The organism is Nocardioides panzhihuensis (genome assembly GCF_013408335.1).
GTDB lineage: Bacteria > Actinomycetota > Actinomycetes > Propionibacteriales > Nocardioidaceae > Nocardioides > Nocardioides panzhihuensis.
This window is the reverse complement of record NZ_JACBZR010000001.1, coordinates 823,971-849,476: the sequence shown is the minus strand read 5'-3', so window position 1 is coordinate 849,476 and position 25,506 is coordinate 823,971. Positions and strand designations below refer to the sequence as shown.

The following is a 25,506-nucleotide window of genomic DNA, read 5'->3' as shown; positions in this document are numbered from 1 at the left end:
GCAACCGCGCGCCCATAGGATTTGGTCCCATGACTGAGACCGCGCCCACGCAGACCGCACCGGAGACGACTACGCCCGCTGAGCAGCGCGTAGTCGCCGTACCGGACAAGCCGGTCCTCGAGGGCCTGGAGGCCAAGTGGGCCGAGCAGTGGAAGAACGACAAGACCTACGCCTTCGACCGCACCCAGCCGCGCGAGAACGTCTACTCGATCGACACCCCGCCGCCGACCGTCTCCGGCAGCCTGCACGTCGGCCACGTGTTCTCCTACACCCACCCCGACCTGATCGCCCGCTTCCAGCGGATGAACGGGAAGTCGGTCTTCTACCCGATCGGCTGGGACGACAACGGCCTGCCGACCGAGCGCCGGGTGCAGAACTACTTCGGCGTCCGCTGCGACCCGAGCCTCCCCTACGACCCCGACTTCACCCCGCCCGAGAAGCCGGACCCGAAGCGCCAGATCTCCATCAGCCGCCCCAACTTCGTCGAGCTGTGCAACCAGCTTGTCGTCGAGGACGAGAAGGTCTTCGAGGACCTGTGGCGCACGCTGGGTCTCTCCTTCGACTGGGACCAGCAGTACACCACCATCGGCAAGGTCTCCCAGATCGCCTCGCAGAGGGCCTTCCTGCGCAACCTCGCCCGCGGTGAGGCCTACCTGCAGGAGGCGCCGACCCTGTGGGACGTCACCTTCCAGACCGCCGTCGCCCAGGCCGAGCTCGAGGCCAAGGACTACCCGGGCTTCTTCCACCGGGTCGCATTTCACCGCGCTGACGGCACCCCGGTCCACATCGAGACCACCCGCCCCGAGCTGATCCCGAGCGTCGTCGCGCTGATCGCGCACCCCGACGACGACCGTTACAAGGACCTGTTCGGCAGCACCGTCACGAGCCCGATCTTCGGGGTCGAGATCCCGGTCCTGCCCCACGAGGCCGCGGAGATGGACAAGGGCGCCGGCATCGCGATGTCCTGCACCTGGGGCGACCTCACCGACGTCCAGTGGTGGCGTGAGCTCAACCTGCCCGCTCGGGCCCTGATCGGCCGCGACGGCCGGTTCTCCCGCGACACCCCGGAGTGGATCACCACCGAGGCCGGCATCGCTGCGTACGAGGACCTGAAGGGCAAGACCGTCCACTCGGCCCGCGAGGCCGTCGTCGCGATGATCCGCGAGTCCGGCGACCTCGACGGTGAGCCGAAGAAGACCCAGCGGATGGCCAACTTCTACGAGCGTGGCGACAAGCCGCTCGAGATCGTCGCCAGCCGGCAGTGGTACATCACCAACGGTGGCCGCAACCCCGAGCTGCGGGAGCGGCTGCTGGCCCGTGGCGGCGAGCTGACCTGGCTTCCCGAGCACATGCGCCACCGTTACGACAACTGGGTCGGCGGCCTGGCCGGCGACTGGCTGATCTCCCGGCAGCGCTTCTTCGGCATCCCGTTCCCGGTCTGGTACGCGCTCGACGCCGAGGGCAGCCCCGACTACGACAAGCCGCTGCTGCCGAGCGAGGACCAGCTGCCGATCGACCCGTCCACGGACGTCCCGGCCGGATACGAGGAGGCGCAGCGCGGCAAGCCCGGCGGCTTCCAGGGCGACCCGGACGTGATGGACACCTGGGCGACCTCGTCGCTGACCCCGCAGATCGCCGCCGGCTGGGAGGCCGACCCCGACCTGTTCAGCCGGGTCTACCCGATGGACCTGTGCACCCAGAGCCACGAGATCATCCGCACCTGGCTCTTCGGCCGCATCGTCCGCGCCCACCTCGAGGACGGCACCGTCCCGTGGAGCCACGCGATGATCGCCGGCTGGATCCTCGACCCCGACCGCAAGAAGATGTCGAAGTCGAAGGGCAACGTCGTCGTCCCGACCGAGATCCTCGAGAAGTTCGGCGCCGACGCGGTCCGCTGGCGTGCCGCGCTGACCCGTCCGGGGATGGACTCGCCGTTCGACGAGACCCAGATGAAGGTCGGTCGCCGACTGGCGATGAAGATCCTCAACGCCTCCAAGTTCGTCCTCGGCAACGTCGGCGCGAGCACGCTCAACCCGGTCGCGATCACCCAGCCGGTCGACTGCGCGCTGATGGCCCGCCTCAAGGAGACGATCACCAAGTCGACGGACGCCTTCACCGCCTACGACTACTCCACGGCGCTGGAGACCTCGGAGAAGTTCTTCTGGGAGTTCTGCGACGACTATCTCGAGCTGGTCAAGGAGCGTGCCTACGACGAGGACGGCGGCCTCGCCACCGAGTCCGCGCGCGCCACCCTCGCCACGGCTCTCCACGTCCAGCTCCGCCTGCTGGCCCCCTTCCTGCCGTACGTCACCGAGGAGGTCTGGTCGTGGTGGCAGACCGGTTCGGTCCACACCTCGGCGTGGCCTCGTGAGCTCGAGCTCGGCACCGCTGCGGCCGCGGACCCGGCAGCGCTCGACGCCGTCGCGGCGACCCTGACCGGGATCCGCGGCGCGAAGTCCACCGCGAAGGTGAAGATGCGTCACCCGCTGGCCAAGGCCGAGGTCACCGGCCCGGCCAAGCTGGTCAAGGACGCCGAGGCCGCAGCGCCTGACCTCAAGCGGGTCGGCAACATCGTCGGCGACCTCTTCTTCACCGTCGACGAGAACGCCACGGCGATCTCCGTCACCGCTGAGCTGGCGGAGGTCCCCGACGAGGCCTGAGGCACCGACGGAAGCAGAACGGAGCAGGCCCCGGACCGCGATGCGGTCCGGGGCCTGCCTCGTCCCTCACTCCGGCCCAGCGCCCGGGGGGACTCGCTCGGCCGGTCACTCTGGCGTGGTGCTGGTCGCCATCGGAGTGATCTCTACTGCACCGACTTCTCGGCGCAAGTCTTCTCGTCCTTGCTGCCGTCCTTCGGCTCCTCCACCCGATCCGGCGCCTCCGTCGTCTCAGCGTCGGACGGATCGGCGGAATCGGTGGTGGTGACCTCAGGGTCGGCTGCGGGCGACGACCCTACCGGGGTCTTCGGCTCAGTGCACGCCTCGCCGCACTCCGGCGTGGCCCGCGGCTCGGGGGCCTCGCTCGCTCCCGGCAGCTCCTCGACGTCCTCGCCGATCGCGGCGGTGATCTCGCAGGCGCCCTCGGCGATCCGCTCGGCCTCGGACTCCCGCCCGTCCTGCTCCGAGGCGGGCTCCTTCGCCTCCCCGGTCGCCTCGTCCGTCTTGCGGGCGTCCTTCGGGTCCTCCATCGGAAGAGCCTCGACCGGGACGCCGGCCTCGGCGGCGAGCAGCTGCTGCAGGAACATCGGCACGGCCTGGTCGACCGGTCTGGCGTCCTTCTCGGCAACGAACGGCCACAGCAGCGGCGCCATGATGCCCGGGATCGGCCCCACGGGCGGCACCAGCGCGGGCGGTTTCGTCTCGCCTTCGTCCCCGCCGGGGTCGGCCGGCTCCGCCGGCTGGTCGGGGGACGGCACGTCGGGCTGCTGCTCGGCAGGCGGCGCGGGCGTCGCCTTCTCCGGGTTCTTCTCCGCCTGCTCATCGGGCTCGGCGGCGGCCTCCCGGTCGTCGCCCGCGTTCGCTCCCGGCGCTGCACTCGGAATCTTGGAGACCCCGGAGACGCCGGGAGACGGTGCCGGCGGGATCACGGTGAACTCGGCCTGGCCCGAGAGCGTACGCGGCACTCGGTGCAGCGAGGAGACGTCCGGGCTGAGGGTCTGGATGATCACGAGCAGGCCGATGAGCACCACGGCGGCATAGGCCATCCCCGGGCCTCTCTGGAACCTCACGCGCCCACTTCCCTACCGAGTGACGGAGCTGGAAAGGTACAGATGATCATCAGTGCGTATTGTGTCCGACCGCCCGGGCCGATAACGACCCGGACAGCGAAAATGACCCAAACGGGCTAGGACCGTGACTCTCGAGTCCCAGGTCTAGGCCGACTTCTTCTTGGTTTCCTTCTCGCGGGTCACGAGCGTCGGCATCTCGCCGTCATCGACCACCTCGCGGGTGACGATCACCTTGCCGACGTCGCCGCGGGAGGGCACGTCGTACATCACGTAGAGGAGGACCTCCTCGATGATCGCCCGCAGGCCACGGGCGCCGGTGCCGCGCTCGAGGGCCTTGTCGGCGATGGCGGTGATCGCGTCCTCGGTGAACTCGAGGTCCACGCCGTCGAGGTCGAAGAGCTTCTGGTACTGCTTGACCAGCGCGTTGCGCGGCTCCGTCAGGATCTGCACCAGCGCGGCTTGGTCGAGCTTCTCCACGCTCGCGATCAGCGGCAGTCGGCCGATGAACTCGGGGATCAGCCCGAATTTGGTGAGATCCTCGGGGCGCACGAGCTTGAGGAGGTCCTCGGACTCCTTCTCGGCCTTGCCACGCACCTCGGCGGTGAAACCGAGGGTCTTCTTGCCGACGCGCTGCTCGATGATGTGCTCCAGACCGGCGAAGGCGCCGCCCACCACGAAGAGGATGTTGGTGGTGTCGATCTGGATGAACTCCTGGTGCGGGTGCTTGCGGCCGCCCTGCGGCGGCACCGAGGCGGTGGTGCCCTCGATGATCTTCAGCAGCGCCTGCTGCACGCCCTCACCGGAGACGTCGCGCGTGATCGAGGGGTTCTCCGCCTTGCGGGCCACCTTGTCGATCTCGTCGATGTAGATGATGCCGGTCTCGGCCTTCTTGACGTCGTAGTCGGCGGCCTGGATCAGCTTGAGGAGGATGTTCTCGACGTCCTCACCGACGTACCCGGCCTCGGTGAGCGCGGTGGCATCCGCGATCGCGAACGGGACGTTGAGCATCCGAGCCAACGTCTGCGCCAGGTAGGTCTTGCCGCACCCGGTCGGGCCGATCACCAAGATGTTGGACTTGGCGACCTCGACCTGCTCCTCCTTGGCGTGCTTACCGGGGCCCTGCGGGCCTCCGGGCTGCAGACCGGCCTGGACGCGCTTGTAGTGGTTGTAGACCGCCACCGCGAGCGACTTCTTCGCCTGCTCCTGACCGATGACGTAGGAGTTGAGGAAGTCGAAGATCTCCTTCGGCTTGGGGAGGTCGGCGATCTCCACCTCGGAGCCCTCGTTGAGCTCCTCCTCGATGATCTCGTTGCAGAGGTCGATGCACTCGTCGCAGATGTACACGCCGGGACCCGCGATGAGCTTCTTGACCTGTTTCTGGCTCTTCCCGCAGAAGGAGCACTTCAGCAGGTCACCTCCGTCGCCGATGCGTGCCACGAGTGGCCTTCCTTCCCCGACTTGTCTGCTAGGTCCGAATAGTTACTGACGGTACCCCGCGCCGCGCCTTCGATGTGGGAGCGGCGCGGGGCCCGATGGTCAAACGAGCGCCGGCGTCTTGAGCGACTCGAGCACCGAGTCGATCAGGCCGTACTCCACTGCCTGAGCGGCGGTGAGGATCTTGTCGCGCTCGATGTCGTGGCTGACCTCGTCCATCGACTTGCCGCTGTGGTCGGCGATCATCTTCTCCAGCAGCTCACGCATCCGGAGGATCTCGTTGGCCTGGATCTCGATGTCGGAGGTCTGGCCGAAGGTGCCCTCGGTGTAGGGCTGGTGGATCAGGATGCGGCTGTTGGGAAGCGCCATCCGCTTGCCGTGCGTGCCCGCGCCGAGCAGGATCGCGGCCGCCGAGGCGGCCTGGCCGATGCAGACGGTCTGCACGTCCGGCTTGATGAACTGCATCGTGTCGTAGATCGCGGTGCAGGCGGTGAACGAGCCACCCGGGCTGTTGATGTAGATCGAGATGTCCTGGTCCGGGTTCATCGACTGCAGGCAGAGCAGCTGGGCGATGACCGCGTTGGCGACATCGTCGCTGATCGGGGTGCCCAGGTAGATGATCCGGTCTTCGAAGAGCTTGGCGTAGGGGTCGATCCGGCGGACGCCGTAAGACGTACGCTCCTCCCACTGCGGGATGTAGTAGTTCATGTCGTCAGTCCTTCTTGTGGGCGGGGCGGCCCTCGTCAGAGGCTTCCTTGGCACTCCGGATCACCTGGTCGACCAGGCCGTAGTCGAGCGCCTCGGCAGCGGTGAACCAGCGGTCGCGGTCGGCGTCGACAGTCACCTGCTCGACGCTCTGACCGGTGTGCTCGCTGATCAGGTCGAGCAGCACCTTCTTGATGTGCAGCGACTGCTGGGCCTGGATCTTGATGTCCGAGGCCGATCCACCCATGCCCGAGGAGGGCTGGTGCATCATGATCCGGGCGTGGGGAAGCGCGTAGCGCTTGCCCTTCGCGCCGGCGCAGAGCAGGAACTGCCCCATCGAGGCGGCCAGCCCCATGCCGACGGTGGCGACATCGTTGGGGATGTAGTTCATCGTGTCGTAGATGGCCATGCCGGCATCCACCGAGCCACCGGGAGAGTTGATGTGGAGGAAGATGTCGGCCTCCGGGTCCTCCGCGGAGAGCAGCAGGAGCTGCGCGCAGATCGCGTTCGCGTTCGCGTCACGGACCTCGGAGCCGAGGAAGACGATGCGCTCCCGCAGCAGTCGGGTGTAGATGTTGTCGTCGAGAAGGCTCAGACCACCGCCGTTGCCGCCCAGGCTCGGGGAGAGCCCTGGGGCACCGGCGTGAGCGTCAGCCGCGCTGGAGTCGATGTTCACAGGATCGACACTAGCCGCCGAAGCCAGTTGTTCCACGGCTGGTGTGCCGTTGTTCGCCGACGGCAGAACTGTGCTGATGGCGATTGCTTCGCAATCCGCGCAGCGTGGCGAAGTCGGAAGGAGTGCGAGTGTCGCGCTAGGCGAGCCAGCGCAGCAGGGCGTCGTGCACCGCCGGGTGGTTCGACAGCGGCGTCTCGGCGGTCGAGAGCGTGAAGCGCTCCGCGGTCGGGAACAGGTCACGCACCCGTCGCGACCCCAGCGGAGTCTTGTGTCGCCACCACAGCATCTCCCCGAAGAGGCGCCCGACCCGGTTGGGCCGCGAGGTCGCCTTGTCGGTGACCAGCAGATAGTCGACGTCCGGCCGCGGCGGCAGCATCGCCTCGTCCGGCCCGACCACCGCGATCCCGGCCAGATGCTCGTCGATCTGCTTGCCGACCCCGCGCGAGATCGGCGCGGAGGTGACCGCATAAGGAGTCGTGCCGAGCGCGATCAGCTCGGAGACGTACGTCGTCCACGGCCGGTCTCCGGAGGTGGCCACCCCGAGCGCGTTGCGGGCGATCAGACCACCACCGGCGTACCCGACCAGGACGATGCGCGGCGAACCGGCAGCATCGCCGTCCGACTCCGCCGCCAGGGCGTCCACGCACTCCTGGATCCGGCTGCTGAGCGCGACAGCGGCGGGCACCGACTTGGTGCCGGCCGCCACGTGCAGGTGCAGCGGCAGCCAGCCGAGCAGCTCGGCGAGCCGACCGGCGTACGTCGCACCGGTCATCTGGGAGCCTTCGTCCCACACGGTCTCGCTCTTGCCCGGCGGCGGGACCAGGACCAGGACCCGCGGGCTCGCCCCGGCGAGCCGGTGCGCAGCGGCCCACTCCCGCACGCTGATCGCGCGGCCGTCGTGGCGCACCGCTACGGCCGGCCCGGACTCGGTGCCGGCGACGCCGCGGACGATCGGGTTCGCGAGCGCGAACGGGGCCGCGAACGGACGCCGCGCGAAGGCGGTGATGCGCCAGGCGAACCTCGCCAGACCGACGAGGCCGGCCACCCTGCCCTGACCACGATCGAGCTGCTCCTCGGCGTCGGGATCCACCGGGGCGTCCTCGACGTTGAGGACCACGGCGTGGACGGTCTCGGGGCTGGAGCTCACGCTCGGAAGCGTAGAGCCTGAGCTCGGGCCGAGGGCTCACCCGTGCCGCCTGGCAAGCACGACTGTGCTTCAGATCACATCGCATCGCACGCATCACGTACGTTTGCGTTCACTCACGCGTATGGTGTCTGTGATGCTGTTGTTACGGATGTTGCGTGACGATGGCGGTCTTCACGGGTTACCGTCGGACTGGGAAGGGGGTGTCGGTCAGTGGGCGACGAGCTGGAGTCACACTGCCCGTCGTGCGGTGATTCGCGGCTTCCCGGGGCCATCTACTGCATCGGTTGCGGCGCTCCGCTGCTGGCTCCCCCAGAGCCTCACCGCCCGCTCTTCGTGGACGAGGTCGGCGAGGAGTCGTCCCTTCCACGAAGCACGCGCGGCTTCTTCTTCGACGACGCTCCCCCGCCTCCTCCGGCAGGACGCAAGGGCCGCACCGCCGCGATCCTGACCGTGATCGCGGTGCTCGTGCTCGTGGCCGGAGCGCTCGGGTTCATCTTCGGCAAGGACGGGGTCGGCGCCGCACGTCCCGAGGCGAACCCTTCGACCGGCCCCGCCAGGAGCGAGCCCGCGAGCAATCCACCGAGCGAGCCCGCCGTGGACCCGAGCGCGCCTCCCGAGAACCAGCTCCTCCGGATCTCCCGCCTCGACACCGAGGCCGCCAGCAAGCTCATCGACACCTGGATCCCGCAGCTCGCTGCGGTCGGCGCCGGCGACGGGGGCGACGCCGACTGGCACAAGGCGCTGGACCGCTATCAGGAGATCAAGACGGACCACCCCGACGTGCTGCTCCTCGACACCGGCGAGTGGCCCAGCTCGTACGTGAAGTCGGGGATGTACGCCGTCGTCGTGCCCTATCCCAGCGACAGCTCCGGGCCTGCGTTGGAGTGGTGCGTGGAGCGGGGCCTGTCCCGGACCGACTGTGCGGCCAAGCGTCTAGAGGTCTCAGGCGACCCGACGGACAACTACGACGCCCAGTAGATCCGCCACGTTTCAAACGAAACCGCCCCTGCCCGAATCGGGCAGGGGCGGCGTACGTCTGATGATCAGGCGTCGGCCTTCTCGGGGGCCTCGTCGCTCTCGACGTCCTCGTCGGCGCCCTCTGCCTCGGGCTCGCCGATGGTGCCGTCAGGACGGAGGTTCTTCAGCTCGACGTGGCTGCCGGACTCGTCGACGACCGTGGCGGCCTCGACCAGCTGGGCGAGCGCCTTGCCGCGCAGGATCTCCTGGACCAGCTCGGGCACGTGGTTGTGCTCGAGCATGTGGTTGACGAACTCCTGCGGGTCCTGACCGGACTGCTGCGCACGGCGCATCATGTGCTCGGTCAGCTCCTGCTGCTCGACCCCGATCTCCTTCTCCTTGGCGATCTGGTCGAGGATCAGCTGGGCGGCGACGGCGTCACGAACGCGGCGCTCGAGGTCAGCCTCGAACTCCTCGATCGTCTGCTCCTCGTCCTCGAGGTACTTCTCGAAGGTGAGGCCGGCGAAGCCGAGCTGCTGCTCGATGCCCTCGCGACGGGCGTTGAGCTCGTCGGCGACCAGGGTCTCCGGAAGCGGGATCTCGACCTTCTCCAGGAGCGCCTCGAGGACAGCGTCGCGGGCGGCAGCGGCCTGCTCGAGGCGCTTGCCGTTGCCGAGGCGGCCGCGAACGTCCTCCTCGAGCTCCTTGACGGTGTCGAACTCGCTGGCGAGCTGGGCGAACTCGTCGTCGTACTCCGGGAGCTCCTGCTCCTGCACCTGGTTGACGGTGACGTTGACGTCGACCTCCTGGCCGACCAGCTCACCGCCGACGAGGGTGCTCTTGAAGTCCGCGGACTCGCCGGCCGACAGGCCGGTGAGGGCCTCGTCGAGACCGTCGAGCATGCCGCCCTTGCCGACCTGGTAGCTCATCCCGACAGCCTCGGCGCCGTCGACGTCCTCGCCGTCCTGGGTGGCCTTCAGGTCGATGACCACGAAGTCGCCGTCGGCGGCGGGGCGCTCGATGTCCTTGAGAGTGCCGAAGCGCTCGCGCATCGCCTGGATCTGCTCCTCGACGTCAGCGTCGGTGAGCTCGATGTCCTCGACCTTCGCCTCGATGCCCTCGTAGTCGGGCAGCGTGATCTCGGGCTTGACGTCGACCTCGGCGGTGAACTCCAGAGCCTCGTTGTCCTCGAGCTTGGTGACCTCGATCTCGGGCTGCGCGAGCGGCTCGAGCGAGTTCTCCTGGAGGGCTTCGAAGTACATCTGCGGGAGGACGTTGTTGACCGCCTCGGAGAGCACCGCACCGCGGCCGACCTGCTTGTCGATCACCTGGGGCGGGACCTTGCCACGGCGGAAGCCGGGGACGTTGATCTGCTTGGCGATCTGCTTGTACGCCGCGTCGAGGCTCGGCTTGAGCTCCTCGAAGGGCACCTCGACGGTCAGCTTGGCCCGGGTCGGGCTCAACGTCTCGACGGCGCTCTTCACAGGGTGTCTCCTGTCGTTTGTTTCTGAGAATGATGTCGCGTGCAGGGGTTATGAAATTTCGAGGGAGATGTCGGGGCGACAGGACTCGAACCTGCGGTCTCCTGCTCCCAAAGCAGGCGCGCTAGCCACTACGCTACGCCCCGTCAAGAGCCCCTCCCCAATCAGCGGGAATGGCACTTGGAGCGGATGACGGGAATCGAACCCGCGTAATCAGTTTGGAAGACTGAGGCTCTACCATTGAGCTACATCCGCGTACGCGAGAGCCAACGCCCTCGTGCAACCCGCGAAATCCTGCCATAGATCTGGCTCACACCTGTAACCGGCTCCCCTACTGGCCGGTTGGACCGGTTGTTTCGGTGCCGATCTCAGCGCCGTCTTCCGACCGCGACGAGCGCACGATCGTCGGCGCTGGCGCTCAGCCCCTCGAGCAGTCGGCGGGCCCCGCCACCTCGTCCGGTGACCGCGAGATGGTCGGCGGTGGCGACCAGGTTGCTGATGCCGTCCTCGAGGTCGATGCCCCGCGCCTCCACGACTCCGTCGGTGTAGAGCATCAGCATGTCCCCCACACCGAGCGCGCCCGCGCAGGCGTCGAAGTCGACGTCGTCGATGAGCCCCAGCACCGGGCCGACGCTGTCGGCCTCCTCCCAGCGGCCGGTGGACGCGCGGCGTACGAGCGCGGGCGGGTGGCCGGCCGTGCGGATCTCGTAGGCGCCGTCGCCGAGGTCGATGGAGAGGTAGACCGCGGTTGCGAAGCCCTCCTGCCAGTCCTGGCGGAGCAGGTAGCGGTTGGCGGCGGGCAGGAAGTCGCCCGGCGGCACCGCGCCGAGGAGGCCGCCGAACGCTCCGGACAGCTGGAGCGCCCTGGTGCCTGCTCGCTCCCCCTTGCCGGAGACGTCCACGACGACGATCTCCAGCCGGTCCTCCACCCGCGCGGCCACCACGAAGTCGCCCGCGAACCGGGTGCCGCCCGCAGGCAGGACCGCCGAGTCGGCGAGCCACCCTGGAGGCATCGGGGGGATCGCACCCTGGTCGAGCCGGTGGGTCAGGTCGAGCAGCATGAGCTCGTCGCTCAGCCCGCCGACCCCGAGGTAGGTGCGGCGCATCGCGACGGACAGCACGATCGCGCCGAGCAGGAAGTGCACCCCGATGGCGGCGGCGTCGCGGTCGGAGAGCGTGACCCGGCTGGCGCCCACCACGATCATCACCATCACGAAGACGACGAACCAGCTGAGCGTACGCGGGCCGAGCAGCACCGCACCGAGCAGCAACGGCACCGTGAGGACCGCCACCGGGACCACCTGCAGCCAGCCGACCTGAGCCGACGCGAGCACCGTCAGCAGGACAGTGAGCAACCCGAGCCACAGCACCGCTCGCAGCTCCGGGTCGCGGAACCTGCGGCGGATCGCGTTGCTCCGCAGACGGTCTGCGAAGGCATGGCTCGACATGGCCTCACTCTAGGTCTCGAGGTGGGGGCTGCGTGGTCGTTCTCGCAGGCCGGAGAGTAGTGCGGGCTCCTACTTCGCGCTCGTCCGGGGCCGGTAGGTGCGCTGGCACTTCGGACACCAGAAGAGGTTGCGCTGTTGCAGCTCGACGGTGCGTACGTTCGTGCCGCACACCAGGCAGGGTTGACCGCTGCGGCGGTAGACGTAGACCTCGCCGCCGTGGTCGTCCTTGCGCGGCGCGCGACCCATCGCCTCCGGCGTGTGCTCCTCGCGGACGGTGTCGATGCGGTTCACCTGGACGCCGAGCTTCATCAGCTCGACCAGGTCGTCCCAGATGGCGTCCCACTGCTTCCTGCGCAGGGTGTTGCCCGGTCGCATCGGGTCGATCCGGTGCCGGAAGAGCACCTCGGCCCGGTAGACGTTGCCCACTCCGGCCAGGACGGACTGGTCCATCAGCAGCGCGCCGATGCTCGTCCGGCTCCGGCTGATCCGCAGCCACGCCCGGCCAGGGTCGGCGTCGTCGCGCAGCGGGTCCGGCCCCAGCTTCGCGACCACGGCGTCACGCTGGGCCGCGGTGACCAGGTTGCAGGTGTTGGCGCCACGCAGGTCTGCGTACGTCCCGCTCCCGGTCGTCGAGCCGGCCGAGACCAGGCGGAGCCTGACCTGGCCGACGGGAAGAGGAGGCTCGGCGGTGTGGGGCTTCAGGTCGAGCTTGCCGTAGAGGCCGAGGTGGATGTGGACGTACTGCTCCCCCGGGAACTCGACGAACAGCTGCTTGCCCCAGGCCTCGGCCCCGACGAGGACCTGACCGTCCAGGAGGGCGGCGGAGTCGGCGAACCTGCCCTGCGGGCTGCTGACCCGGACCTGCTCCCCGGCGAACGCATCGCTCAGGTCGAGAGCGAGGCGGTGGAGGGTGTGCCCCTCGGGCATCCCCGGATCAGTCCTGGTCCTCGGCCGGCCCCAGGCCCTTGGCCGACTCGGGAAGCGCCGGCCGCACGCCGTCGGCGTCGTAGGCGTGGAGCTGATCGATGCGGCGTACGTGCCGCTCCTCCTCGCTGAACGGCTCGGCCAGGAAGATCTCGACGAACTTCGTCATGTCCTCGAGACTGTGCATCCGGCCACCGACCGCGACGACCTGAGCGTTGTTATGGTCACGAGCGAGCTTGGCGGTCTCCTCGCTCCAGGCGAGCGCACACCGGATGCCGGTCACCTTGTTGGCCGCCATCTGCTCACCGTTGCCCGACCCCCCGATCACGACCCCGAGGCTGTCCAGCCCCTGCTCCCGGTCACGGACCACGCCCTCGGCTGCCCGGATGCAGAAGACCGGGTAGTCGTCGAGTGCGTCATAGACGAACGGGCCATGGTCGACAAGCTCATAGCCGAGCTCCGTCAGACGGTTGATCAGATGGGACTTCAGTTCGAGACCGGCATGGTCACAGCCGATGTGGACGCGCATGGCGTCCATCCTCTCTTACGCTCGGCTCAACTTCGGATTTGGTGGTTGGTGTTTCGCAGGGGCTGGTGGCCGCCGACCCGTTATGGATGGTGTTCACGCCGGCCCCCGGAGTCAAGGACGGCCTTCGGCCGCCGGCTTCGCCGGCCGCTATCGCGGTCCTTGACACCGTGATCCGGCGAGAAATTTGGCTGGCTATCGGGTCGGCGGCGGGGTGTGGCGCAGCGGATTTCGGTTGAGCACGGGTTTGGGGGTCGTGGCCGGTGTGCTGCGAGGGGCAGGGGCCGGTCCGCATCGAGCGCCCAAGCGGCGTTGACGGTCTGGGCAGGCGAAAGATGCCCGCGCAGGCGGGCCTGATGGGTTGGGTCTCACGCTGCTGGTTTAGGGGCGGCGAGTGAACCGGACCGTGCCGTCGGGTAGCCGCTCATGAACATAGGCAGGGTTGTGCGCCAGTCGGTGATGGTGCGGGCAGAGCAAGACCCCGTCCTTCAGATCCGTTCTTCCGCCTGCGGCCCATGGGTCGAGGTGGATGCTCCTATGCATGTCAAGCGGCGGGTTCGTGCTCTGCGGCTGGTTTGTTGAGGTCTGTCAGGAGAGCGCGGTAGAGCTCGCGGACGGCCGCGCGCTTGAGGCATCGGATGATCTCGCTTTTGGTCTTTCCTTCGGCGGTGCGGCGGGTGACGTAGGCCTTGGTGGGTTCGTGCCATCGGAGCCGGTTGATGATGATCATGTGAATCGCGGAGTTGGCTCTCCGGTCGCCGCCGCGGTGGAGTCGATGCCGGGTTGTGTTGCCGCTGCTGGCTGGGATCGGGGCGACACCGCAGAGGCGTGCGAGTGAGGCCTCGGTTGAGATCCTGTCGCGGTTCTCTCCTGCGGTGGTCAGGAGTTGCGCAGCTGCTTCAGGTCCGGCGCCGAAGACCTGGAGCAGGGCGGGCGCTGCGTGTTGAACGAGTTCTGTGAGTTGCTGGTTGGCTTCCTCGATCTCTTCATCGAGAGCTTGAACGCGCCGTGCGAGTCGGCGCAGCATCGTCTTGGCGATGACTGTCAGCTCCCCGGACTGGGTTGAGGTCGTTGGTCGCAGGCGTAAGCAGCGGGCAACCAGTGCGGCGCGGTTGAGCCCTCGCAGCTGTTCGCGCAGTGGTTCGGGAGCGGAGTAGATCAGGCCGTGCATCTGGTTGATCGCGGCCTTGCGTGCTTTCGAGGCGCTGCGCCTGGTGGTTTGGATCATTCGGATCGCTTCTACGTTCCCGTTGCGTGTCTTGGGGACCGTGGTGGCCATGCCGGCCAGCACGGCGCGCGCAGCATTGATCGCGTCTAGAGGGTCCGACTTGCCCTGCAGATACCGGGCCTGACGGTTCGCGCGGACGACCTCGATGACGACCACGTCGCGGCTGGTGAGGTACCGGGTGAGCCCTGCTCCGTAAGACCCGGTTCCCTCGACCCCGACCGCTTCGACCCTCCCGTACCGCTGCAGCCACTTGAGGGCTTGGGCGTAGCCCTTCGCAGTTGCTGGGAACTCGCTGTCGCCCAGCAACTTCCCTGTTCGCGCGTCGAGCGCAGCGCAGTGGTGAGTGGCGCCGTGGGTATCGACGCCGCCGATCACCTCGCGATCCTCGCTTCGATTCGTCATGCTGGTGATGCCGTCCTCTCCTCGTCGGGTGGATGGACAGACCACCGGCATCGCCAGGGCGGACAACACAGAGATGGGCGTGTTCCTAGCAGGCTCCTATCAAGTCACGCCCAGCGTGCCGGTGGTCTGACAGCACGCCACCTCGTGCAACGGTCGACCAATCCATTTCAGGACAGGCGCGCTTCATGCTCGCGCCGTCAATGAGCGCTCAGAGTCAGGCCGCCACACGAGATGACGCACCGACATCCTCTCTGTGGGCGTCGCACCATTCCGGTGGCATGTCGCAGCCTTCGGCTTGGCAGCACTTCTGTTGGAGTCGGAGGGCTTTGCGTTGGATGGGCTGGAAGAATCTGCTGGCCCTGCCGGCGTCGAGGATCTCGCTGTTTCCGCCGAGGACCCAGGGGATGATGGTGGCGTTGCATGCCATCTGGCGGGCTTCGGCGGCGGTGATGGTGGTGCCGTTGATCTCGTCGTAGCCCAATGTGGCGGTGCCGAGTTCCTTGCGGAGCTCCTCGAGCGAGATCACGACGTTGACGACGGTCGCGTCACCACCATGGCGGGGCAGCGCATTCGGGTCGATGGTCTCGATCAGCCGGGCGAACCCCTGGCCCATCAACCGCTCCCACGGCGGCAACGGGGCACCTTTGTCGACGAGCTGCTGCTTACGCGGCTGAGCCCAGGCCTCGACCTGCTTCTTGAACCTCATCCCGATCGAAACAGGGAGGACACCGTCGAAGCCGATGGTGCCGTCGTGGTTGTCCCAGACCCGCAGGGCGGTCTTCTGCTGGGCGCGTTCCTCTTCGGCGAGGAGTGCTTTGGCTTCGGCTGCCTCGAACCGGGCGGGGTCGACCTCGAGCAGGATCCGTTTGCCGATGACCCGCAGTTCCTTGGTGGTGAACTGGGTCGCGTACTCGACCAGCAGCTTCTCAGCCAGAACCAAGTCCTCGACGGTGGCGACCGGGTTGGCCTCGACCTTGTCGAGGGCCTTGGTGATCACTCGGGCCTTCGCCTCAGAGACGACACCCTCAGCGAGGCCAGCGGCAACCAACTCGTACTTCGTCACCGCGTTGGCGAGCTTGATCTGCGACCTCGCGGCACCTTTGTCGACCAGCAGCTCGGCACGCATCCAGGCCGAGGCGTCCTTGTCACCGGTCTCTGCGGCGATATCACCCGAGACAGCCAGCACCCGCAGCGTCAACGCCGCTTGTTGGGCTTGGAGCTTCTCCATTTTGGCGAGGAAGTCTTTCTTCTGGCTGGTGTGCCAGTAGGTCGGGTCCATCGCGAGCAGCTCTTCCAGGGAGGTTTCGATGGCAGCAAGAGCCGACTCGATGACGTCTCCGGGGTTGGTGCCCCAGTGGTCGATGCTCATGGCTGCTACCTCCCTTCAAAGGTGTGTCGTAGTGCCTCCGATTCTACTCCGACCAAGCGCTCTTGAACACCTATTTGTGCAGGTCAAATACGCTTTTAGTGGCGAGCGAACGACATCAAGCCTGTGGATGATAAGTGGCCCGAAGGGCCACCCTCCCGCCCCTTCAACCTCATCCTTCCCAAGCAAGATTCCTCCGCGCCACACCCGGGCCGCCGCCCCGATAGCCAGCCAAATTTTTTCTCGACGTGGTCCGGTGTCAAGGACCGCGTAAGCGGCCGGCGGAGCCGGCGCCCGGAGGGCGTCCTTGACTCCGGGGCAGGTCGAGAAGACCCTCGAAGCCGGGTCGGCGGCCCACGCCGGCCTTCGGGTGGGACGATCCGGCAGGGAACTGTGTTGGTCTCGACACGCCTCCGCCTAGCGGCTCCGGCGGCTCGACCAGCGGGGGCGAGGGGGTCTCGACAGGCTCGACCAGCGGGGTGAGGTCTCGACGAACTCGACCAGCACGACGCCGGCTCGACCAGCAGGCGGGTGGTCTCGCCAAACGCCCTCTCAGACCGACCCCAGCCGATAGATTCCCCCGCGTGGACCGATGGAAGACCATGGACGAGATCCTGGCGGCGAGAGCAAGGTTCGAGAGTGCGATCAAAGGCTGGGCGCCCCCAGCCGCGCACGGCGTAGGCATCGTCCCGTCGACCGCGTCCGCTCCGGCAGCGGAGCATTTTCCGCTGGTCAACGCCTACGGCCACCGCCTCCCGGCGGTCGTGATGGCGACAGTCGTCGGGCACACGGGCGGGACGGCGGCGTACCGGCTGACCCGGCAGGAGCTCGAGCGGGCGATCGAGCTGCTCTCCCCGGCAGAGGCGTACGTCGGGTATGACCACCCCAACCTGTGGAGATGGCGCGACAAGCTCCTGCCCGCGCTGACAGCGAATCCCGAGGCCGAGGTGGTCGCGGTCTTCATCGGCGACGAGCCCGAGAGCTCCTCGGACCCGGCGATCGATGCCTTCCGGGCAGCGTTCCCGGACTCGGCCGTCGCGATCACGGCGGCGACGGCGGGGGCGGCGGTGGTGCGGGAGATGTACGGCACCGACCTGAGCCATTTCGACAAGTCTCCGACCGACTTCGCGACCGAGGCCGACCTCGCCTCGGAGAAGGCGATCCGGGAGACCATCGCGACCTACCGTCCCGACGACGCCTTCGAGGGCGAGGAGACGGGCAGGACCGGAAGCAGCGCGCGCCGATGGCTGGTCGACCCGCTCTGCGGCACCCTCAACTACGCCGCGCAGACCCCGCTCGCCGCGGTGAACGTCGCGCTGGTGACGCCCGACGGCGTCCACACAGCGGTCTCGGCGGACCCGATCAGCGAGGAGATCTTCTGGACCGACGGCACCGCCGCCTGGTTGCGGAAGGGCGGCGGCGACACCGCCCTCTCCCCGACTCCGCGCACCCGCCTCGTCGACATCCAGTCCGACGGGCCGCTCGACCGGCCGTTCGTCGGCGGACAGCTCGTCGCCGACCCGCGCCTACGAGCCGAGTTCGGCCCGCGGGTGATGTCCTCGACCCTCGCAGTCGCCTGGGTCGCGGCAGGCCGGCGGGCGGCGTACGTCACCGATGGCCATCTCGAGGGCAGTGTCCACTTCACCGCCGGCATCGCGCTGTGTCAGGCCGCCGGCTGCGTCGTCACCGACCTCAGCGGCGACCCGATCCACACCGGCCGCGGGATGATCGCCGCGGCCGACGCCGCCACCCATCGCAAGCTCCTCGACCTGGTCCGCCCCCACCTGGACCGGACGGGCCAGACGGATCGGACCTGAGCCAAGAGCTCAGCGCTGCATCAACGCGTCCATCGCAACCGCGACAGCGGCGGCGACCCGGAAGTCGACGCGCGGGTCCTGGACGGTGACGGTGTACTTGTCACGAAACGCCCACCGCCGCTCGACCGAGAGCAGCGGCTGCCCCTCGGCGGACACGTAGTCGAAGTGGATCGGCAGGAAGTCGGTCTCGCTGAACCGCCGCAGGATGGCGACCAGCTGGTTGCGCTCCTGCCCGGTGCCGGCGTACCCAGGACCCTCGATGTGGAAGGTCGAGCGCAACAGGCTCTTGCCGAAGTCCTTGCGGAAGAAGCCCAGCGCCGCGCCGCTCGGGTCGGTGATGTCGTAGCCGGCGTTGAGGTCCATCACCGCGCGCGCCTTGAAGGCGAAGACCGCCTGCGACTTCGACTCGTCGGCGTAGAACGTCACCTGCTCCTTGAACGCCAGCCGCTTCTGCTGCGCGAAGGCGAGCACCTGCCCCTCCGAGCCGTCGGCGTTGGCGGCCTGGGCCACGTACTTGTTGGTGAAGGGCGTGACCTTCTGGCGAAGGAAGAAGCGGGGTACGTGGTAAGGCTGCTGCGTCATGCGCGCAACCTATCGTCGTCAGCGCCGGCGCGCGACGAGATAGGCCTGCGGCGTGCGCTCCCAGTCCTCCGCGGAGCGGACCACGGTCGCGGTGACCTCGAACCCCGCCTCCTCGAGCAGCGCGCTGGTCGCCTCCACGGGGAGCCGGTAGCCGTCGAAGGTGACGTCGTGGCCGTAGGCGCCGATGTGGCGGACGTGCTCGTCGCCGACCTGGAACGCCGTCACGAACCGACCCCCGCGCCGGGTCACGCGGGCGAGCTCGGCGATGACCGCGGGCCGGCGCGCAGGTGGGGTGTGGATGAGCGAGTACCAGGCCAGTGCGCCGGCGAGCTCCCCGTCGCGCAGCGGAAGGTGCTCCATGTCGCCGACCTCGAACCTGAGGTCGGGGTGCCGTTCCGCGGCCTGCGCGATCATGCCCGTCGACAGGTCGACCCCGAAGACGTCGAGCCCCCGCTCGGCCAGATAGGCGGTCACCCGCCCCGGCCCGCAGCCGATGTCACCGACGAGCCCGCCGCCGTCGTTGCGTACGTAGGCAGCGAAGGTGTCGAGGACCCCGGCGTCGAAGGAGGTCTCGGTGACCGTTGGGTCGACGATCTCGGCATAGGCCTTGGAGACCGTGTCGTAGGCGGCCCTGGTCTCGGTGACGTCGTAGGGCTCCGTCATCGGCGCCTGCCCCCGGTGGTCGAGCCTGTCGAGACCCGCTGGTTCAAGAACGCAGCGGTCATCGCCATCACCGACTCCGCGGCGGGGAAGGTCTTCCCGTGGCGCCAGAAGCCGTGGATCTGCCCGACGGCACGGAACGCGACCACCTCGACGCCGAGATCCGCCAGCCGGAGCGCGAAGTCCTCGTTCTCGTCGGTCAGGATGTCGCCCTCGGCGCTGACGATGAGCGTCGGCGGCAGGTTGCGAAGCTCCTCGTCGGCGGCGAGATAGGGGCCCAGGTCGGGGTTGCGCAGATCGGCTTCGCTCGCGGCGTACTGCTTCCAGTACCAGGCGGCCTCCTCGCTCCAGCCGCCCTCCACCGCGTAGCCCGGGGTGCTCATCGACGGGTCGAGGAAGGGGTAGACCAGCACCATGGCGGCGAACGTGCCGGGGTTGCGCAACGCGGCGACGAGGGCGAGGTTTCCGCCGGCGCTGTCACCGTGGACGTAGGCAGGCAGCGCGCTCAGCGACGGGTCGTTGCCCAGCCACTTGATGACCGTGTCGACGTCGTCGGGCGCCGCCGGATAGGGGTGCTCCGGGGGCCTGCGGTAGTCGACCGACAGCACCCGCAGCCCGCTGCGGTTCGCCAGCCGCCGGCTTGCGGTGTCGTGGACCTCGACGTCGTTGAAGACGAAGCCGCCACCGTGGAGGTGGACGATCAGCCCCTCGCGTACGTCCTCGGGGGTGTAGAGCCGGCACGGAACGCCGTCGGCGTCGATGCCGGCGACCTCAGCGACCTCCTCCTTCGTCTCGGCCGCGGCCAGCGTGCGGGCCTGGTCGCGCTGGTGGGCGATGTCGACCGCCCATACAGGCGGCGAGGCCTCCTCGGCGGCGATGGCACGGCGGGCGGCAGGGAAGAGACGGACCATGTCGAAAGATTCCCACACAAGCAGTGGTGGTGCATGCTGAGGCGCATGACAGTGGCTGGGGTCATGGGGACCTCGATCTACATCATCGACCTGCTGGTCAAGATCGTCGCGCTCGGTGTGGTGCCCAAGAACCGGCGTCCCGGCACCGCGATGGCGTGGCTGCTGGCGATCTTCCTGATCCCGGGCGTCGGCCTGATCGGCTACCTGCTGCTCGGGCAGACGCGGCTCGACCGCCGCCGTCACGAGCGCCAGCGGGCGCTCAACGAGGAGGTCACGCGCTATGTCAGCGGGCTGCCGAGGCCACCGCACCCGGAGTCGATCTCGCAGGTCGACTCCGCCACGATCGAGCTCAACGAACGGCTCGGCTCGCTGCCCGCCACCCCCGGGAACCGGGTCGAGCTCATCGCCGACTACCGCGGCTCGATCGACGCGATGACCGCAGCGGTGGACCAGGCCGAGCACCACGTGCACGTGCAGTTCTACATCACCGCCTGCGACCACGTCACCGAGCCGTTCTTCGACGCTCTCGACCGGGCCACGGCACGCGGCGTGAGCGTCCGGCTCCTCCTCGACCACCTGGGCTCGCGCGGCATCCCGGTCTGGCGGCAGCTCGTCAAGCGGCTCGACGCCTCCGACATCGACTGGCACCCGCTGCTCCCGATCCACCCGCTGCGCGGCCAGATCCGCCGACCCGACCTGCGCAACCACCGCAAGCTCCTGGTGGTCGACGGCCGGGTCGCCTTCACCGGCTCGCAGAACCTCATCGAGCCCGGTTACAACAAACCGAAGAACCACAGGGCCGGCCGGGAGTGGGTCGAGCTCACCGCGAAGATCGAGGGCCCGCTGGTCTCGGCGCTCAACGTCGTCTTCGCCAGCGACTGGAACACCGAGACCGGCGAGCTGCTGAGGTCCGAGCTCGCCGTGTCGTCGTCGGTCTGGGTCTCCGGGGCGCCGGCCGGCGACGTCACCGGCCAGGTCGTGCCGAGCGGACCTGGCGTCGACGCCGAGAACAACCTGCGCGCCTTCACCTCGCTGATCTACGCCGCCCGGGAGCGGATCTCGATCACCAGTCCCTACTTCGTGCCCGACGAGTCGCTCCTCTACGCCGTCACCACCGCCGCCCGGCGAGGTGTCGCGGTGGAGCTGTTCGTCAGCGAGGGCAAGGACCAGTTCATGGTCTACCACGCCCAGCGCTCCTACTACGAGGCGCTGCTGGAGGCCGGGGTCCGCATCTATCTCTACCCCAAGCCCGCCGTCCTGCACTCCAAGCACTTCAGCATCGACGACGAGGTCGCGGTGATGGGCTCGAGCAACATGGACATGCGCTCCTTCGCCCTCAACTACGAGATCTCGCTGATGCTCTTCGACGGCGACCCGGTGGCCCAGATGCGCAAGGTCGAGGACAGCTATCGCGCCATGTCGCGCGAGCTGCTGCTCGAGGAGTGGCTCGCTCGGCCGAAGGTCGCGGCGTACACCGACAACGTTCTGCGGCTGACCGCCGCGCTCCAGTGAGCGCCACCCAGGAGAATTCCGGGGCAGGATCCTGCCGGGCTCTCTAGACTCCCGCGTGTGAAAATCCGAGCCCGCGTCCCCATCAGGCTCGGAGTTCTCCTTGTCGCCACGCTGGCCGTCCTTGCCGCCGGCTGTGCGGAGCTTCCCGAGCTCCCCCAGGGTGCCCGCCCCTCCCCTGCCCCCTCACACCCTCCGTACGCTCCGACCCCCGCCGATTACAAGGCGGTCCAGGACCTGCTCACCCAGCGCGCCGGCGCCGCCCTGAAGGGTGACGAGGCCGGTTTCCTCGCCACGGTCGACCGCCGCGACCAGAAGCTGGTCGACCAGCAGCAGACGATCTTCACCAATCTCCAGCGGCTACCCATGAAGTCCCTTGCCTACGAGGTGGAGGAGACCGAGCGCACCCCGGACGAGGTCCGCAACGACGGCGTCCTGTTCGCTCCGAAGGTCGTCGAGGTCGCGCAGATCGAGGAGGCACACCGAGCCCCCGTCGCCCACCCGACGGACATGACCTTCGTACGCCACGACGGCGGCTGGGTAGTCGGACGGGACCGTCCTGCGCCGTCCCGGCGATACAGCCGGCCCTGGTTCGGCGGTCCGATCGCAGTGGCGACCGGACGCTCGGTCGTCGTGGTCACCGAACGCGACGGCCCGACCGGAGCAGCCGAGCTCCTTGACCGGCTCTCGACGGCACGAACCGTTATCAAGGAAGCCCTCGAACCCGTATGGCGTGGCGAGATCGGCGAGACGCCGCTGCTCGTCGACTCGACCTACAACGGCCAGCCGCCCGGAGACACCTTCGAGGGGGACGACGGCGCCGCGGCGGTGACCTACTGGGTGGATGCGGTCGGCCCGCCGAGGTCGGACATGCCGACCTTGGCAGGAGCGGTCATCAAGGACAACCCCGCGGCGAGCAACCGGCTGGCAGCCGATGACCGCACGCTGCGCCACGAGCTGAGCCACGTCTACGGTCCGGCGTTGGTGCCCACCTGGGTCAACGAAGGGCTCGCCGAGTATCTCTCGGGCTGCGAATCCAACATCTGCGGCGAGGACGAGGAGCGCGACCGGTTGCTGGCGCACGAGCGGGCGATCCCGGATGACGAGGAGTGGGGCGAGGACGGCCCGATCGACTACGCCATCTCTCACGGCGCGGTCTCGTGGCTGATCGACGACAACGGCGGGCTGAAGAAGTTCCTCGAGTTCTGCAACGACTTCTTCCTGCACAAGCCGGCTGGAAGCGACGACTTCCACGACGGGACCGGGAAGGCCCTGCGGGCGTCATACGGCTTGACCGAGAAGCAGCTGATCGACGGCACCTGGGCGTGGTTCGAGGATCTGCCGGCCGACTGATCCGCTCTCTGCTGGATCGGTCCGGGCATCTTCCGGACGCGACCCGTCCGGGAGGGCATACGCTCCGAACCCATGCACATGAGCTACCGAGTCGTCGCTGCACTTGCCCTCGTCTGTCTCGTCGCCGCCGGGTGCGGTGGCACCGGCGACTCTGGCGCCGACTCTGCCGAGGAGCCCGCGACTCCGGCCGTCTCCTCGACGCCGGCGACCACCGAGTCCACCCCGGCCGAGGCGCCCGCGGAAGAGGCCACCTGCGAGGGCCGCTACGCCGACTACTCCGCAGCGGCGGTCGCGGACGAGTGCTACACCGACACGATCCTCTTCTTCCACGCGTCCTGGTGCCCGGAGTGCCGCGGGTTCGAGGAGGCGATCAAGAGCAGCACCGTCCCCGACGGCGCCCAGATCCTGAAGGTCGACTACGACTCCGCGACCGACCTTCGCAAGAAGCACGACGTGACGATCCAGTCGACCTTCGTACGCGTCGACTCCTCGGGCGAACGCGTCAAGCTGTGGTCGGGCTACGGCGAGGACAAGTCGGTCGACGCCGTTCTCGAGAACACCAAGTGACCCTGCTGCTCGCCTCGTTCCTGGCGGGCGCGCTCTCGGTGCTCGCACCGTGCGTGGTCGCGTTCGTGCCGGCCCTCCTCTCCCGTGGGACCAGCCTCTCCCGCGGGACCGGTGAGCGGCGGCCGTGGGTGGCGGTGGCCGCGCTCGGCGTCTCCGTCATAGTGTTCAGCATCCTGCTCAAGTCGACGACGCTGCTCATCGACGTACCGCCCCGGTTCTGGAGCGTCGTCTCCGGCGTGATCGTGGCGGTCTTCGGCGTCGTGATGATCTGGCCCCGACTCTGGGACACGGTGGTGTTCCGGCTCGGCCTCGGCTCTCGTGCGCAGGAGCGGCTCGCCCGTGCGAGCGACCGCGGCGGGATCCGCGGCGACATCCTCCTGGGCGCGAGCATGGGGCCGGTCTTCAGCGCCTGCAGTCCGACGTACGCCCTGATCGTCGCCGCCATCCTCCCGGCCGAGCCGTTGCGCGGCCTGGGCTACCTGCTCGCGTACGTCGCCGGCCTGACGCTCCTGCTGGCCGCGGTCATGGCGGGTGGGCGGGCGCTGCTCACCAGGCTCCGGTGGGCGATCGACCCCGAGGGGCTCTTCCACAAGGCGCTCGGCATCGTGCTGGTCCTCGTCGGTGTCGCGATCGCGACCGGTCTCGACAAGGCCCTGCTCACCATCTTGGTCGAGCAGGGCCTCTTCGACTGGCAGATCGGGCTGGAGGATCAGCTCAGCAGCGACGCGATCTGAGGAGCGATCTCCCGCAGGGCGCGGCCACGGTGGGAGATCGCGTCCTTCTCCTCGATCGAGAGCTCGGCCGACGTACGCCCGTCCTCGGTGTCGTCGGCGACGAACAGCACGTCGTAGCCGAAACCGCCGGAGCCACGGATCTCACGGAGAACCCGCCCGTCCATGCGGCCCTCGACGACGATCTCGCCGCCGTCCCAGACGAACGCGATCGCGCACGCGAAGTGGGCGCCGCGACGGTCGTCGGGGACGTCGGAGAGCTGCGCCAGGAGCAGCGAGTTGTTGCGCTCGTCGGCCAGATCCTTCGAGCCCAGCGGAGGGCCGCCCCAGCGGGCCGAGAGCACGCCCGGCATGCCGTTGAGCGCGTCGACGCAGAGGCCCGAGTCGTCCGCGACGGTCGGCAGCCCGGTGGCCGAGAAGCCGGCCCTGGCCTTGATCAGCGCGTTGCCCTCGAACGTCGGCGCGTCCTCGACGGGCTCGTCGTAGTGGGTGACGTCGTCGAGGCCGACGACCGAGACCCCGGGCACCAGCGGCGAGAGGATGCGGAACATCTCCCCCAGCTTCTTGGCGTTGCGCGAGGCGACGTGGATCTTCGGCTCAGCCGGCAAGTGCGGCCTCCTGCAGCTTGGTCAGGTCGGCGCAGCCCTTCTCGCCCAGCACCAGCAGGGCGTCGAGCTCGGCGCGGTCGAAGGCGACGCCCTCGGCGGTGCCCTGGACCTCGACGAACTTGCCCTCGCCGGTCATCACGATGTTCATGTCGGTCTCGGCGCGGACATCCTCCTCGTAGGGCAGGTCGAGCCGCGGCGCGCCGTCGATGATCCCGACCGAGATCGCCGCGACGGAGCCGGTCAGCGCCTTCGAGACGCCCAGCGAGGCGACCGCGTCTGCGAGGGCGACGTAGGCACCGGTGATCGCGGCGGTGCGCGTCCCACCGTCGGCCTGCAGCACGTCGCAGTCGATGTTGATCGTGTTCTCGCCCAGCGCCTTGTAGTCGATCACGGCGCGCAGCGAGCGCCCGACCAGGCGGGAGATCTCGTGGGTACGTCCGCCGATCTTGCCCTTCACCGACTCGCGCGAGGAGCGCTCGTGGGTGGCGGCCGGGAGCATCGCGTACTCCGCCGTCACCCAGCCCAGCCCGGAGCCCTTGCGCCAGCGCGGCACGCCCTCGGAGGCAGAGGCGGCGCACAGGACGCGGGTCTTGCCGAACTCGATGAGGACGGAACCGGCCGCGTGGTCGAGCCAGTTGCGGGTGATCTTGATGGGGCGCAGCTCGTCGTCGGCGCGCCCGTCTGCTCGATTCGTCACGCGCACCACCCTAGGGGACCGAGCGAGGTGGACCGTAATGGTTACGCCTG

General features: G+C 68.5%; 23 protein-coding genes and 2 tRNA genes. 7 read left to right on the top strand and 18 right to left on the bottom strand.

What is annotated here, in order from left to right:
- Positions 1–29: 29 nt before the first annotated feature.
- Entirely contained in the window at positions 30–2,660 is a 2,631-nt protein-coding gene (gene valS / locus BJ988_RS03975; protein WP_179656819.1) for a valine--tRNA ligase, read from the top strand.
- A 143-nt stretch (positions 2,661–2,803) separates the two neighbouring features.
- On the opposite strand, the gene BJ988_RS03970 is transcribed toward valS, so the two are convergent.
- The 5 genes from BJ988_RS03970 to BJ988_RS03950 all read right to left on the bottom strand — a co-directional run bounded on the left by BJ988_RS03970 (position 2,804) and on the right by BJ988_RS03950 (position 7,689).
- Entirely contained in the window at positions 2,804–3,727 is a 924-nt protein-coding gene (locus BJ988_RS03970; protein WP_179656818.1) for a hypothetical protein, read from the bottom strand.
- Positions 3,728–3,871: 144 nt separating this feature from the next.
- The gene (gene clpX, locus BJ988_RS03965) at positions 3,872–5,164 is read right to left on the bottom strand and encodes an ATP-dependent Clp protease ATP-binding subunit ClpX (RefSeq protein WP_179656817.1); all 1,293 of its coding nucleotides are present in this window, start codon (positions 5,162–5,164) and stop codon (positions 3,872–3,874) included.
- A 99-nt stretch (positions 5,165–5,263) separates the two neighbouring features.
- Positions 5,264–5,869: an ATP-dependent Clp protease proteolytic subunit gene (locus BJ988_RS03960; protein ID WP_179656816.1), complete on the bottom strand. Its 606-nt coding sequence runs from the start codon at positions 5,867–5,869 to the stop codon at positions 5,264–5,266.
- Between the two features lie 4 nt (positions 5,870–5,873).
- Positions 5,874–6,536 carry an ATP-dependent Clp protease proteolytic subunit gene (locus BJ988_RS03955; protein ID WP_425490912.1) on the bottom strand — a complete coding sequence of 221 codons (663 nt, stop codon included), beginning with the start codon at positions 6,534–6,536 and terminating at the stop codon, positions 5,874–5,876.
- Between the two features lie 142 nt (positions 6,537–6,678).
- Positions 6,679–7,689: a hypothetical protein gene (locus tag BJ988_RS03950; protein WP_179656815.1), complete on the bottom strand. Its 1,011-nt coding sequence runs from the start codon at positions 7,687–7,689 to the stop codon at positions 6,679–6,681.
- 210 nt (positions 7,690–7,899) lie between these two features.
- On the opposite strand from BJ988_RS03950, the gene BJ988_RS03945 reads away from it, so the two are divergent.
- Positions 7,900–8,667, top strand: a complete 768-nt coding sequence (locus tag BJ988_RS03945) for a zinc ribbon domain-containing protein (protein ID WP_179656814.1) — start codon at positions 7,900–7,902, stop codon at positions 8,665–8,667.
- Positions 8,668–8,732: 65 nt separating this feature from the next.
- Here BJ988_RS03945 and tig read toward each other — a convergent pair whose 3' ends face one another.
- The 8 genes from tig to BJ988_RS03905 form a co-directional block, all read right to left on the bottom strand.
- A complete protein-coding gene (gene tig, locus BJ988_RS03940) occupies positions 8,733–10,130 on the bottom strand; it encodes a trigger factor (protein ID WP_179656813.1) in 1,398 nt (465 codons plus the stop codon).
- 70 nt (positions 10,131–10,200) lie between these two features.
- Positions 10,201–10,273, bottom strand: a tRNA-Pro gene (locus BJ988_RS03935).
- Between the two features lie 35 nt (positions 10,274–10,308).
- Positions 10,309–10,382 (bottom strand) — tRNA-Gly (locus BJ988_RS03930).
- Between the two features lie 113 nt (positions 10,383–10,495).
- On the bottom strand, positions 10,496–11,575 hold the full coding sequence (locus BJ988_RS03925; protein ID WP_179656812.1) for a PP2C family protein-serine/threonine phosphatase: 1,080 nt from the start codon (positions 11,573–11,575) through the stop codon (positions 10,496–10,498).
- A 69-nt stretch (positions 11,576–11,644) separates the two neighbouring features.
- Entirely contained in the window at positions 11,645–12,502 is an 858-nt protein-coding gene (locus BJ988_RS03920; RefSeq protein ID WP_179656811.1) for an Fpg/Nei family DNA glycosylase, read from the bottom strand.
- A gap of 7 nt (positions 12,503–12,509) precedes the next feature.
- A complete protein-coding gene (locus tag BJ988_RS03915; RefSeq protein WP_179656810.1) occupies positions 12,510–13,028 on the bottom strand; it encodes a ribose-5-phosphate isomerase in 519 nt (172 codons plus the stop codon).
- Between the two features lie 541 nt (positions 13,029–13,569).
- Entirely contained in the window at positions 13,570–14,655 is a 1,086-nt protein-coding gene (locus BJ988_RS03910) for an IS110 family RNA-guided transposase (protein ID WP_179656809.1), read from the bottom strand.
- Between the two features lie 214 nt (positions 14,656–14,869).
- Entirely contained in the window at positions 14,870–16,024 is a 1,155-nt protein-coding gene (locus BJ988_RS03905) for a DUF222 domain-containing protein (protein ID WP_179656808.1), read from the bottom strand.
- 581 nt (positions 16,025–16,605) lie between these two features.
- Between BJ988_RS03905 and BJ988_RS03900 the strand changes: the two genes are divergently transcribed.
- Complete coding sequence (locus BJ988_RS03900) at positions 16,606–17,838, top strand: inositol monophosphatase family protein (protein WP_343051455.1); 1,233 nt, start codon at positions 16,606–16,608, stop codon at positions 17,836–17,838.
- 9 nt (positions 17,839–17,847) lie between these two features.
- On the opposite strand, the gene BJ988_RS03895 is transcribed toward BJ988_RS03900, so the two are convergent.
- From BJ988_RS03895 to BJ988_RS03885, 3 genes are read right to left on the bottom strand one after another with little or no spacing between them, the layout of a single operon-like run.
- A complete protein-coding gene (locus BJ988_RS03895; protein WP_179656807.1) occupies positions 17,848–18,420 on the bottom strand; it encodes an LURP-one-related family protein in 573 nt (190 codons plus the stop codon).
- Positions 18,421–18,438: 18 nt separating this feature from the next.
- Entirely contained in the window at positions 18,439–19,083 is a 645-nt protein-coding gene (locus BJ988_RS03890; RefSeq protein WP_179656806.1) for a class I SAM-dependent methyltransferase, read from the bottom strand.
- Positions 19,080–19,991 carry an alpha/beta hydrolase gene (locus tag BJ988_RS03885; protein WP_179656805.1) on the bottom strand — a complete coding sequence of 304 codons (912 nt, stop codon included), beginning with the start codon at positions 19,989–19,991 and terminating at the stop codon, positions 19,080–19,082. Before BJ988_RS03885 ends, BJ988_RS03890 begins: the two co-directional genes overlap by 4 nt.
- A gap of 45 nt (positions 19,992–20,036) precedes the next feature.
- Here BJ988_RS03885 and cls point away from each other — a divergent pair, with 45 nt between their 5' ends.
- From cls to BJ988_RS03865, 4 genes are all read left to right on the top strand, one after another.
- Positions 20,037–21,503 carry a cardiolipin synthase gene (gene cls / locus BJ988_RS03880; RefSeq protein WP_179656804.1) on the top strand — a complete coding sequence of 489 codons (1,467 nt, stop codon included), beginning with the start codon at positions 20,037–20,039 and terminating at the stop codon, positions 21,501–21,503.
- 57 nt (positions 21,504–21,560) lie between these two features.
- The gene (locus BJ988_RS03875; RefSeq protein WP_179656803.1) at positions 21,561–22,853 is read left to right on the top strand and encodes a hypothetical protein; all 1,293 of its coding nucleotides are present in this window, start codon (positions 21,561–21,563) and stop codon (positions 22,851–22,853) included.
- 72 nt (positions 22,854–22,925) lie between these two features.
- Entirely contained in the window at positions 22,926–23,420 is a 495-nt protein-coding gene (locus BJ988_RS03870; RefSeq protein WP_179656802.1) for a thioredoxin family protein, read from the top strand.
- Positions 23,417–24,154: a cytochrome c biogenesis protein CcdA gene (locus BJ988_RS03865; protein WP_179656801.1), complete on the top strand. Its 738-nt coding sequence runs from the start codon at positions 23,417–23,419 to the stop codon at positions 24,152–24,154. Before BJ988_RS03870 ends, BJ988_RS03865 begins: the two co-directional genes overlap by 4 nt.
- On the opposite strand, the gene BJ988_RS03860 is transcribed toward BJ988_RS03865, so the two are convergent.
- Together BJ988_RS03860 and rph are read right to left on the bottom strand one after the other, a co-directional pair.
- Complete coding sequence (locus BJ988_RS03860; protein ID WP_179656800.1) at positions 24,130–24,759, bottom strand: non-canonical purine NTP pyrophosphatase; 630 nt, start codon at positions 24,757–24,759, stop codon at positions 24,130–24,132. The genes BJ988_RS03865 and BJ988_RS03860 overlap by 25 nt on opposite strands.
- Positions 24,749–25,456, bottom strand: coding sequence for a ribonuclease PH (gene rph / locus BJ988_RS03855; protein ID WP_179656799.1), 708 nt, complete (start codon positions 25,454–25,456; stop codon positions 24,749–24,751). Before rph ends, BJ988_RS03860 begins: the two co-directional genes overlap by 11 nt.
- Between the last annotated feature and the right edge of the window lie 50 nt (positions 25,457–25,506).

Excerpts from the sequence above, each read along its gene's own strand:
- BJ988_RS03895 (WP_179656807.1), bottom strand. The coding sequence starts at position 18,420 with ATGACGCAGCAGCCTTACCACGTACCCCGCTTCTTCCTTCGCCAGAAG.
- BJ988_RS03905 (WP_179656808.1), bottom strand. The coding sequence starts at position 16,024 with ATGAGCATCGACCACTGGGGCACCAACCCCGGAGACGTCATCGAGTCG.
- BJ988_RS03915 (WP_179656810.1), bottom strand. The coding sequence starts at position 13,028 with ATGCGCGTCCACATCGGCTGTGACCATGCCGGTCTCGAACTGAAGTCC.
- BJ988_RS03870 (WP_179656802.1), top strand. The coding sequence starts at position 22,926 with ATGCACATGAGCTACCGAGTCGTCGCTGCACTTGCCCTCGTCTGTCTC.
- BJ988_RS03910 (WP_179656809.1), bottom strand. The coding sequence starts at position 14,655 with ATGACGAATCGAAGCGAGGATCGCGAGGTGATCGGCGGCGTCGATACC.
- BJ988_RS03960 (WP_179656816.1), bottom strand. The coding sequence starts at position 5,869 with ATGAACTACTACATCCCGCAGTGGGAGGAGCGTACGTCTTACGGCGTC.
- BJ988_RS03920 (WP_179656811.1), bottom strand. The coding sequence starts at position 12,502 with ATGCCCGAGGGGCACACCCTCCACCGCCTCGCTCTCGACCTGAGCGAT.
- valS (WP_179656819.1), top strand. The coding sequence starts at position 30 with ATGACTGAGACCGCGCCCACGCAGACCGCACCGGAGACGACTACGCCC.
- cls (WP_179656804.1), top strand. The coding sequence starts at position 20,037 with ATGACAGTGGCTGGGGTCATGGGGACCTCGATCTACATCATCGACCTG.
- BJ988_RS03885 (WP_179656805.1), bottom strand. The coding sequence starts at position 19,991 with ATGGTCCGTCTCTTCCCTGCCGCCCGCCGTGCCATCGCCGCCGAGGAG.
- BJ988_RS03925 (WP_179656812.1), bottom strand. The coding sequence starts at position 11,575 with ATGTCGAGCCATGCCTTCGCAGACCGTCTGCGGAGCAACGCGATCCGC.
- BJ988_RS03890 (WP_179656806.1), bottom strand. The coding sequence starts at position 19,083 with ATGACGGAGCCCTACGACGTCACCGAGACCAGGGCCGCCTACGACACG.